Annotated in this window: 8 protein-coding genes and 1 pseudogene; 6 read left to right on the forward strand and 3 right to left on the reverse strand. The window is 55.9% G+C overall.

What is annotated here, in order from left to right:
• Window positions 1–54 precede the first annotated feature (54 nt).
• The 3 genes from BTH42_RS33260 to BTH42_RS33270 are packed head-to-tail and all read right to left on the reverse strand — an operon-like array spanning window position 55 to window position 2,197.
• The gene (locus BTH42_RS33260) at window positions 55–555 is read right to left on the reverse strand and encodes a tyrosine-protein phosphatase (RefSeq protein ID WP_075305419.1); all 501 of its coding nucleotides are present in this window, start codon (window positions 553–555) and stop codon (window positions 55–57) included.
• Complete coding sequence (locus BTH42_RS33265; protein ID WP_075305420.1) at window positions 546–1,058, reverse strand: hypothetical protein; 513 nt, start codon at window positions 1,056–1,058, stop codon at window positions 546–548. The genes BTH42_RS33260 and BTH42_RS33265 overlap by 10 nt, the downstream gene beginning before the upstream one ends.
• The gene (locus BTH42_RS33270) at window positions 1,055–2,197 is read right to left on the reverse strand and encodes a galactosyldiacylglycerol synthase (RefSeq protein ID WP_075305421.1); all 1,143 of its coding nucleotides are present in this window, start codon (window positions 2,195–2,197) and stop codon (window positions 1,055–1,057) included. Before BTH42_RS33270 ends, BTH42_RS33265 begins: the two co-directional genes overlap by 4 nt.
• Window positions 2,198–2,676: 479 nt before the next feature.
• Here BTH42_RS33270 and BTH42_RS35240 point away from each other — a divergent pair, with 479 nt between their 5' ends.
• The 6 genes and pseudogenes from BTH42_RS35240 to BTH42_RS33295 form a co-directional block, all read left to right on the forward strand.
• A complete protein-coding gene (locus BTH42_RS35240; RefSeq protein WP_143752312.1) occupies window positions 2,677–3,888 on the forward strand; it encodes a lysozyme inhibitor LprI family protein in 1,212 nt (403 codons plus the stop codon).
• A gap of 277 nt (window positions 3,889–4,165) precedes the next feature.
• A complete protein-coding gene (locus BTH42_RS33275; RefSeq protein WP_075305422.1) occupies window positions 4,166–5,089 on the forward strand; it encodes a rhomboid family intramembrane serine protease in 924 nt (307 codons plus the stop codon).
• Between the two features lie 817 nt (window positions 5,090–5,906).
• On the forward strand, window positions 5,907–6,302 hold the full coding sequence (locus BTH42_RS33280) for a hypothetical protein (RefSeq protein ID WP_256702503.1): 396 nt from the start codon (window positions 5,907–5,909) through the stop codon (window positions 6,300–6,302).
• Window positions 6,303–6,859: 557 nt separating this feature from the next.
• Window positions 6,860–9,310 carry a type VI secretion system Vgr family protein gene (locus BTH42_RS33285; RefSeq protein WP_075305424.1) on the forward strand — a complete coding sequence of 817 codons (2,451 nt, stop codon included), beginning with the start codon at window positions 6,860–6,862 and terminating at the stop codon, window positions 9,308–9,310.
• A gap of 2 nt (window positions 9,311–9,312) precedes the next feature.
• Entirely contained in the window at window positions 9,313–10,194 is an 882-nt protein-coding gene (locus BTH42_RS33290) for a hypothetical protein (protein WP_075305425.1), read from the forward strand.
• A 1-nt stretch (window position 10,195) separates the two neighbouring features.
• Window positions 10,196–10,398: pseudogene (locus BTH42_RS33295) on the forward strand (glycosyl hydrolase); the annotation flags it as partial.

Here is a 10,398-nt window from a genome sequence, read left to right on the forward strand (position 1 = left end):
GCCACCCCCGCGTGGCGGCCCGCGACTCGTCTGCGGAAGCGCCACGTCGAGTGGTCATGGACCAGGTGAAGGGGATGCTGTGCCGTGTGTTGTTGATATCCGGACGAGTTGCCGTTGCAGGCTTTCGATATCGACCTGTTCCAGGTAATGCAGAATGTTCTTCCAGATCGCATGAAACCCGAAACCGCCGTTGAGCAGTTCATTAACTGCGGCTTCCTTGCTCCAGTTCTGATAAACGATGCGATACAGCGCGCAAATCATCCCGGTTCGATCGGCACCATGCTGACAGTGAATCAGGATCGGACCATCGGATTCCGCGTGGCGCAACGCATGGAGCGCCGCCAGCACTTCCTTGTCGCGGATATTCCATGTGTTGATCGGAATGCGCTGCACGGAGATGCCGGTACCGGTGAGAATGCGACGATCGGAATGGAATGCGCGAAAACTGACGACCTTGCGTATGCCGAGTTCATGCAAATGCGCTACGTCCCTTCTCGACAGCTTCGCGCTCCGATAGAGCGACGGAGTGAGGCGAAAGAGGTTCTTCACTGCCATGACACGATATCCCTGTCGGCATCGGGGCGAGCGCGCGAGACCAAGAAGAGCACGATGGCGGCGGCTCCCATGGTCCAATAGTCGGTGGGCGCGAAGCCGAACCAATGGACGTGCCATGGTATGAAGGCAGGCTCGAAGCGGGATATCCCGAACGCGGGATTCAGCACGAACCAGAGGAAGTCCTCGGTGAGCCAGAACAGCATGATGCAGGCGATGATGCGAGCCTCGATTCGCCAGGACCAGCGAAAATTGAAGACGGGCGGCAGGTGAAAGAATAGCGCCACGAACGGGAACACCCAGGCGTGATAGCCCGTCATTGGCCGGCCGCCCCAGAAGAGGTCGAGTAGCCAGTGCTTCTCGATGCGCCACGTCGGCAGATTTGCGGCCCAGCCAGCGCTGCCCTCGACCTGGATTTCGACGTTGGCAAAAAAGAAGCCCAGCAGTATCACCCACGCGATCAATATCAGCGTGCGCCACGACGGAACGAAGTCGGCGCGTGTCATCGAGCGGCCTCTATCCCCAGCACCCGATCCAATATGAAGCGGCCCGCGAGCGGCCGGCCAAGTGGCGCGATGCGGCGGCGCATCGCTTCGAGCTGCGCTGGGTCATCCAGTAGAGCGCGAACGCGATAGACGAGTGCGTCGTCGTCGACTGCCTTCAGAGCCACGCCTTGTTCGAGAAGGAAATCGGCATTGCGTTCTTCCTGCCCGGGAATTGGGGAGTTGAGCAGCATCGGCAGTTTCATCGCAAGGCATTCCGAGGTTGTCAGGCCGCCTGGTTTCGTGATCACAAGATCGGAGCAGGCCATCAGACACTCGACTTCGCGCGTGAAACCGTGCGGAAACAGTCGGTCCGGATAATCAGCGGCGAGTTTTTCGAGCGCCGCGAGCAAAGCCTCGTTGCGACCGGCGAGAACGATCAACTGGAAGTCGGCGTCCATGGCCAGCAGGCGCGCGGCGAGCTTGTCCATGGGACCGAGTCCGGCGCCACCGGACATCATCAGCAGAGTCCGGCGCCGCGGATCGAGGCCGAATGCGCGAGCACAGCCCGCACGCTCCAGAGGTTGGCTGAATGCCGGCATAACCGGAATGCCACTCTGATAAATCGCGTCGTGAGGAAGGCCACGCATGCCCATGCGCCACGCCACTTCGTCGTTCGAGGCAAAGTACCCGTGCAGGTTCGGCACGACCCATAGGCGGTGGAGATCGAAATCGGTGACCTGCATCCATACCGGCACGTCGAGTCGAGCCTTGCGGATTTCGCGCGAGAGAATTTCGGCGGGCAAGAAATGCGTGCAGACGATCGCATCCGGACGGCAACGCGCGATTTCGGCGAGCAGCGCACGACAGTTGAGTCGCTCGACGGCTCGCCGGGTTCTTTGCGAAAGCGCGGCGGGGTCGGCCTCATCGGTTTTGTGGTAAAGAAAATTCCAAAGCGCCGGCTGTGAACTCACGAGCGCGAGATAGAAGTCCGTGTAGATCTTGCGGAATGTGGACGGCACGAAATCCATGACGTCCAGATGCCCGGCTTCGATACCTGCCGGGTGATCCGCGGCAAAGGCGCAAATCGCTTCGGCAGCACGCATATGCCCGGCCCCTGCGCTGACGCTCAACACGAGGACTTTTTTCGGTGTTTTGATCATCTAATGCCTGTTGAATGTGTGTGCGGATCGCCAGATAAACTTCATATTTCAATGTCTCGTCGCGTTTTATTTCGAGGCGATGGAATTTTCGATGCGAAATTTTATTCAATTATTTTAATGATAAGGATATTTTTAAAGAAAATTGACGCATGTTTCCGAAAATTAAACAAATTGTAATTTTCAATGACTCTATTTCTTGATAAAATTGAGTTATAAGAAGTTCCGTGAAGATATTTTAAAGATTCTTGCCGGAAGACCGTGGGCGGGTTGAAATATGAATTTCCATGAAATTAGTCTTTCGGGAAGCCGCGTACAACCTTGATTGAAATGAAGAAGGAAGTCAGGTAGTTTTCGAAGCACCGAAAACGATATGCACGGCGGAGTTGTGACTGGATGTCGTGCGGCGTGTCAAAGATAGTTGGGGACCGGACTAGCCGTTACGGTATGCGACATGGGTATTGCCGAGCTGACGCATCGGGATGCGAAAGCGGATCTATTCGATTGCGTCGAGTTGGTTTGCAACCACAGTGCACAAGTCTCGGGACAGTTGGGCGACGAAAAGACGGGAAGCCTCGGCCTTACTTCAGCCTTATTTTTATTTCGTTATGAGTATTCGCTTTAACCAATTTCTGCTGTCGTTGAGTGCCGGCGTGTTTTTTCTAGTTTCGGCGTCCAGTCATGCGGCAGGATTCGATTGCAGTAAGGCAGCTTCCGCCACCGAGCAGGCGATTTGCGCCGATGGCAAGTTGTCAAAATTGGATAGTGATCTTTCAGTCGCCTGGAAAAATGCATCGGACGTGACCATTGACCCGCTTGCGCTGAATTCATCTCAATTAAAATGGCTGAAGATTCGAGATGCCTGCGGTGTAGAAACTTCTTGTCTAAGTTCTCGTTACAAGGAGCGATTGGACTTATTAAGTAGTAATCTGTCCGCGGTGGACGTGGACCATGCAGGTAATCGCCTGGAAGCGTTGGTGACGGAAGCCCCCCAAATACCACCGGGCACCGAAGAGAAGAGATGCACTGTCGACAAGCGCCTATGTGTTCGAATCGTGCATGATGGAGACGATTCCCGGGCATCGATACAGATCGACAGCGCAGGCGCGAGCCTTTCCACTTATCGCTTTTTGCTGTCGGATATACCGGACGACTCGCGAAACATAAATGTCACGCTGTGGCCGCGTCTGTTGCGACTTGCTGATGGCAGTGGATCCGTCGTAGTTGGCGTCCGGGTTAACTTTTCCACGTCGTACTCAGGCGGTGGTGGTTCTGCGTCGGAATTGAGACTGTTCGAAATACGCCGGGATGGATCTTCGGTTCATGAGCGTGAAGTGTTGTCCATACCTATTGAAGGATCATTGATGATTCGAGCCTGTTTTACAGCGCGCGATGAGCGTCGTCGGCTTGGCGCATGTCATGACGAGTACCGATATACAACAGTGCTTGGAATAGATCATACCGTCAAGTCTGGTTTTCCGCGCCTGCTTTACGCGACTCGAGCCACCAGTTTTCCCGGAAAAGTGTCACGCGGTAAGGATTCGCTAGAAGGTCCGCCACTGCGCCGGCGAGATCTAATTACTGCCTTAGACAAAAAGTGTACGTATAAGCGGATCTTTGATTTCGATAGAAGTGCTGGAGTCTACATTCCAGACCGTCCGCTACCGGATTGCGGCGACTACACTGTTCCTTGACCTCGGGTATTTCGAAGGGCGCAGTCATGAGGATTGAGAAGGTGGTATTCCTAACGGTAACGTTTTTGTTTTATTTATCGTGGATTGCCGGCTCGCGTGGCGCGGTTTGAAGGGGGAGATACCTGTCGCTGTCGTGTCCGCTGCCGTGTCGTTAAGCACGGCGTTTGTTGGCCTTGACGGATTGTCGATCAATCCGCAGAGGCTGAATCGATAAATTTTCGATAACCGATTGATCGACAAAATATCGATTAAATCATAATTAATCCAGTCCATAAGAATGAATAAAGACGTCAATCTCCATCTTTATATCCTGCTCGCCGTTATCAATATCGGGGTATTTGTGTTCCTCTGGAGTGGGGCAGGTTCGAACGGGCTCGACAACTTCCGCTTGCTGGATTGGGGCGCGAACTTCGCGCCACTGACGCTGACGGGCGAGCCTTGGCGGCTACTGACAAGCGCGTTTCTGCACGGGAGTTGGACGCACCTGCTCCTGAACATGTACATGCTGTTTGTGTTGGGCAGTGTGCTGGAGCGCGCCGTCGGAGCGCTGCGGTTCGCCACGATCTATCTGCTTTCCGCACTGGGCGGCAGTCTGGTTAGCGCATTCTGGTATGGCTATCACGAGGTCCAGGGGTTTAAGAGCGCATTCGGCGTTATGGTCACAAATGTCGGCATTCGTCCTGTTGTGAGCGTGGGTGCGTCTGGCGCGCTGATGGGCCTTGCCGGCGCGGCGGCCATCTGGGCAATCGCTCAATTCTCGGCCGCGACCGACTCGCCAAATGATTCGAACGTGCGCATCAGCCTTAGCGCGGTCGGTCAGGTCATTGTAATCAATCTGCTTTCCGGCTTTGTGACATCGGGTATCGATCAGGCCGCCCACCTCGGCGGCCTGAGCACCGGCTTGCTTGCTGGTGCAATGCTCTACCCCTATCCGTCGGCTCCTGCTCGCCTTAGCGGCGCCGTCTTGCCTGTAACTCTGGGCTTGGCCGGCAGCGCGGCGATCGTCCTGGGCGCCCTGCATGGGCAAAACGAACAATTGCTGGACTGGAGGAACACGTTGATCGAGCAGCGCACGCAAGCCCAGGCGAAAGCAGCCTCGACACGTGGAAAGGAGCAGGCGAAGGAAGAAGTCCTCAAGGAACCGCAAGCCGTCGCCGAGGCGCTGAAGCAGGGCGGGCGCACGATTCAAGGAAGCGTCTGAAGGCAGAGAACGACGCCGGGAAGAACGCCTTTCTCGTATCCGGTACAAATACGTTCGGGCAAGTTCGCGACTATCAGAGGGACGACAGTTCTGACCGCGTGATGAATACGGCCGCTGGAGGCCGGCTCTACGGCAGCGCGCTGGCACGGACCGATTCCACCACGCTCGAGGTGAACAGGAGGGCTTTGCGACGTCTATCCTCCATTTGCCACCGTGAAAAATCGTACATTTTAATCCTTAGGCCAGTACGCGCATGCGTATGGTCGCGAGGAGAGCGGTATAGAAGCGCAAATCGGCGAGAAGACGGCAAGGGTTCCGCCTGAATTTAGATGCCCGGCAACATATCGATATGATCCAAAACCACGCGGTGGCTCGTTGGAAAGCCGTGCGAGGTATTGATGAGGCATATTTAAACAGCCTACTCGATTTAATGCGGCAGCCACAATTGATTCTGACGTGTCAGATGGTTTGCATCTGTGAAATCATGAAAGATGCTCGAATAGAATCGCGACAGGAATTCCGACGCTATACACGGTCTGGCTGGCCAGTAGCGAACCTCGCAAGATATCGGAGTCTGGTTTTTATATTCCTGATACGTGTAGATATAACCGCAACCTGACCTGGTTCGTCCCGTTGATTGCGCCAATAGGCGCCCGCATGAGAGGCCTCATCCCTAATGAACCGCCATACTTTTTCGCGATACGTTTCACCTCTGATCCCTGTGTTGTTATGCGCTTGCGTGAGCACACCGTCCCAGACGGTGGCAGACTATCACCCGGAAACGGAGGCACGTGTACGCGTGTACTGGGGGGCGAACGTGACCTTCTACATGAACACCGCGTGCGCTACGGGCGAGGCGAAGCATTTCGTTGCGTCCAAGCCCGGTCTGTCCAGCCTTTCCAACAAGACGGTGGGTATGCCCGTGCCGTCCGACGCGGCCCGGTATTTTCACGAGTACATCGTGCCGGCCGGCGAGCCGATGACTGTTCGCGCGCAGGTTGTGAGTGAACAGTTCATCAACGGTAAACGGTACAGGGTGATCGACGCGCCGAAATCGAGCACCTTCGTGCCCGAGCATGGACATGACTACGAGATTCTTGTGCAAGATAATAACGGCCCCGACGCGATCTTCGCTCGTGAGCTCGTCTCGAGCGCCAATGGCGTCTCGACAGTGCCGTATCCGCTCAAGGAGACGGGAGCTTGCAAGCTATAAGGCGCTCGTACATCCGATTGTGACGCGTGATTCTCGGGGTGATCCAGTTCGGCAGACTGCTCGACCTCGCGGGATTCGTTCCGATTGATTACCGCGCGGTATCGCTGGGTGAGGCGGGGCAGGCGGCGGGCTTTGCACTCGTGTTCAACAAGCCACTCGCAAACCCACCGCATTCGCAATGTCCGCACTGTCGATCTTCTGCCACTGTCATCCCGTTTTCCAAGTCTGTATTCGACGGCTGTGTCGCACCGAGCCCCAGAATTGATAATCAGGTATCGGCATAATGGCGAGCCAATTCAAATACCGGTATCACACCAGAATGTTATGTTCGCTTATTTCTGGATACTCAATTAGCATCTGACGAGTCTGAGTTTTAATGGAAAACAATGGATTTTTACAGAAAATGACGATTAAACGTGGGCCGGGCGGTTGTTCACGACGCGATCACCCGATATAAGATCCGGTGAATCGATAGCGGTCGCAGTCACGGCTCGTCAAAATTGCAGCGTTATTCCCTTGGGCCGTGCCTTCCTTTAATTTCAGGGAGTCACACGCCAATGGCGGACTTGCTCAACGCACTGCAATCCATATCCGGACGGCAGGCATACTTTCTCGACGTACCAGGTACCCACAGTGCGCTGGCACTGTCTGTCGTGTCATTCGATGCAACCGAGAAGCTCGGTGCGCCCAATGAGGTAAGCGTTGAGCTGACTCATCCGATGCAGCTCGCGCGTGCCGACTATCTGAATCGCGACGCCGTCTTCACGATTACGCCAGACGACGGTTCGCCACGAAAATTCTCTGGTTATATTGAACGCTTTTCGACAATCCAGACCACAAAGGACTTCACCCGGTACCGCGTTGTCCTGAAATCCCACCTCGGGCGCCTGCAGGCAGCCACAAACACGCAGGTCTTCCAGCACCTCACCACTCCGCAGATCATCAGAAAGATCCTGACCGCTCACGGCATCAGGGATCACCAGATGTCGTTCCGGCTGCGCGGCAAGTACCCGAAGCATCTGTGGCGTTTCCAGTACCAGATGACCGACTTTGACTATGTGCACATGCTCATGGAGAAGGCCGGCATCTACTGCTACATCCTTGAGACCGAATACGGCGACCAGATCGTCTTTGGCGACGACATCGACCACTACATCTACGATCCGCGGCTGATCGTGCCGTACCGTGAAACGGCGGGGCTCGAGACAGGTGGTACGGAAGCGATCACGTCGATCATGACGCATGCCGTGACTGTGCCGAAAGCCTTCGTTGTCGCCGATTACAACCCGGAACTGGCGTGGGAGCGGCTGCGCGATCAGGCGAATATCGCACCACAGGACGAGACCACATACGGCCAGACGTACGTCTATGGCACCGGCCATCTGGACCAGGACGGCGCGAAATGGGAAGCGCAGTTGCGGCATGAAGCGGCCATCGCCCGACAGATTACGTTCGAAGGCGGCAGCAACGTGCTCGCGCTGCAGTGCGCCCGTGTCCTTGAAACAGACATCGTGTTGCCAGATGCGCCGAAAGGTCAGGTTATCACCGAGATCCGGCACAGCGGCGCGCGTAACAGGTCCTATACCAACAGCTATACGGCGATCCTCGCGGACCGGCGTTTCAGGCTCGAACTGGAGTCGGCCAACTGGGCAACAATCCCTGGCACTCTCAGCGCTCGTGTGTGCAGCCCGGACAAGTACACCTATGGGTATCTGAATTCTGTCGGCTACTACGTCGTGCGCCTCGATGCCGATTTCGGAGAGTGGCCCCATGGTGGTGAAAGTGTGCCGCTGCGTCTGGCGAAGCCCTTTGCTGGCAAGCTGCAGACCGGTATGCACTTCGTCGCGCTCGATAACGACGAGGCCGTGATCTCCTTCCGCGACGGTGATCCGGACAAGCCCGAAATCGCCGCCTTCCACCACCACAGTCAGGCGCGCGACCTGGTCACCAACGATCGCCGCTGGCTCTCGCGCAACATGATCCGCACGCAGAAGAACAACAAGCTGCGGATGGAGGACTGGGAAGGGCAGGAAGGGATCAAGCTCAGTACCGAGCATTCGGGAAAGTCGCAGCTTAATCTGGGCTATCTCGTTGACAACAAGCTGGACTACCGCGGCGAGGGGTATGAGCTACGGACGTCCGGCTACGGTGTGAGCCGCGCCGGCAAGGGTCTCATTCTCTCAGCCTACGACCGCTCTGCTGCGACCGGCCAGCAGTTGGACATGCGGGAGCCGATGGCTCAACTGGAGAGCGCACTCGAACTCGCCAAATCGCTTTCGGATTCGGCAGGCAATGCGAAGGCTGAGCGGGCGGATACTGCTGCCCAGCAGAAGCTCAAGAATGATCTTGACGGCCTGAAGGAGCCGGGCCTACTCATGAGCACACCGGCTTCGGCCGGACTCGTGGCAGCCAGCGGCATCCAGTTGGCGGCGCAACAGAACATTACGGGCGTCGCCGGTAAAAATGCCGACTTCAGCGTCATGAAGCGCTTTACCGCCGCAGTGGGGGAAAAGATATCGCTCTTCGCGCAGCAGATCGGTATCAAGATCTTCGCCGCCAAAGGTCCAGTCGAATTCCAGGCCCAAGGTGGCCCGATGTCCTTGATTGCCAGCAAGGACGTGAATATTGGTAGCGTCAACCAGAAGGTCAACCTTTCTGCGGCTAAAGAAATCATCCTTGAATGCGGCGGCGCATTTATCCAGATCAAGAACGGCAGCATCACGCTGGGCGGTCCTCTCGACCTCTTCATCAAGACGATCACAGTCCAGAAGAAAGGCGCGCAGAGACTTTCTTCTGCCGCTCCTGCCTTGCCGCAGTCCGTCGGTTCTTTTGACGAGGCATTCGTTGTGCACTGGGCTGGAACCGATGTTCCGATCGCGAATACACATTACCAGATGTTCTCCGAAGGCAAGCTGATTGCCGAAGGTGTAACCAATGAGCGTGGAGAAACGTCACTGGCGAGCAGCCACGTTCCTCAAGGTGTATCAATCAAGTTGAAGGGCAGCTAACAATGGCAGATGACGACAAGGATGTAGGTTATGCAGAATCGTACATGACGCTGAAGTCGTACGAAAAGCGTGCGCGTGTCGAACGCACAGCGTGTGATGTTCATGTACCACCCGCCGCGGACTCGATCATCGGACAATGCGAATACTACTACCGACCGCTTCAGTGCCAATACACGGAAACGGTCGAAAAGGTTACTGCGAGCAGCGTATGGTCGACCGTGAAGGCTTTCGCCACTTCGTGGGATCCGTGGACCGACAGGGACGTTTCTGCGCGGCTTTTGCGCCAGCGTCAAACGCTGATTGAGCCAGAATGCACCTCTTCCGACTGGTCCCGGCATAGCAACTTCATGATGAGGCACATAGGTTGCGGCCACAAGCCACCCGTTTATTACGTCAGTTACGGCTATTTCTACTGCTCCAACTACGGAGCCAAACTGAAGCCAACCCTATCTCCCGCCGGAAAGGAGTGGCTTGATAACGCGAGGTTTTTTCTTCAATGGTACATGGAGAGAGGTCTCGAGCAGAACATGCTCGGAGACAAAATAGAAATCGCCAGCAAGAGGCCGGGAAATGGCAGCGTGAAATTGCCAGTGCCTCAATATCGGCTTGAACTTGACAACAAACAATTCAAAGATTTTGCCTTCAAGACCCACCCCCTCGCTTACCTCGATGGTGGACTGGCCGATCTGCAGTTCCCGGATCTGAAAGAAATTATGGGCGGACCTGCGCTTGAAGAATGGGCTGACTGGGACACCTACCAGCAGGTCGTGGAAAGCGGCAAGGTGGTGGCGGGTAAATGGATCAGCGATGCGTGGGAGGCAACGAAGGGTGATGTTGCCGATCCCGTCAGCACGGCGCTGGGCCGCCTGATGGAGGCAAAGTGACATGCAGTCACGGATGCGCTGGACACTTATCGGCGGTGGGCTCCTGCTCGTCGCTCTTGCAACTTACGGATACCACAGAATGACAGTGCCAGCCTGGCAGACCATTTCAACGTCGTTCATGAAAGAAGACAAGCCGTATGGCGGCGGCAATGCCCGAATCAAGGGAAACGACGTGATCAGCCTCAAGGTAGCGGGGCCGAATAT

The organism is Burkholderia sp. SRS-W-2-2016 (assembly GCF_001931485.1).
Taxonomy (GTDB): domain Bacteria; phylum Pseudomonadota; class Gammaproteobacteria; order Burkholderiales; family Burkholderiaceae; genus Paraburkholderia.

Bases quoted from the DNA above. Each gene is read 5' to 3' on its own strand.
- BTH42_RS33275 (WP_075305422.1), top strand. From the start codon at position 4,166: ATGAATAAAGACGTCAATCTCCATCTTTATATCCTGCTCGCCGTTATC.
- BTH42_RS33260 (WP_075305419.1), bottom strand. From the start codon at position 555: ATGGCAGTGAAGAACCTCTTTCGCCTCACTCCGTCGCTCTATCGGAGC.
- BTH42_RS33285 (WP_075305424.1), top strand. From the start codon at position 6,860: ATGGCGGACTTGCTCAACGCACTGCAATCCATATCCGGACGGCAGGCA.
- BTH42_RS33270 (WP_075305421.1), bottom strand. From the start codon at position 2,197: ATGATCAAAACACCGAAAAAAGTCCTCGTGTTGAGCGTCAGCGCAGGG.
- BTH42_RS33290 (WP_075305425.1), top strand. From the start codon at position 9,313: ATGGCAGATGACGACAAGGATGTAGGTTATGCAGAATCGTACATGACG.
- BTH42_RS33265 (WP_075305420.1), bottom strand. From the start codon at position 1,058: ATGACACGCGCCGACTTCGTTCCGTCGTGGCGCACGCTGATATTGATC.
- BTH42_RS35240 (WP_143752312.1), top strand. From the start codon at position 2,677: ATGCGAAAGCGGATCTATTCGATTGCGTCGAGTTGGTTTGCAACCACA.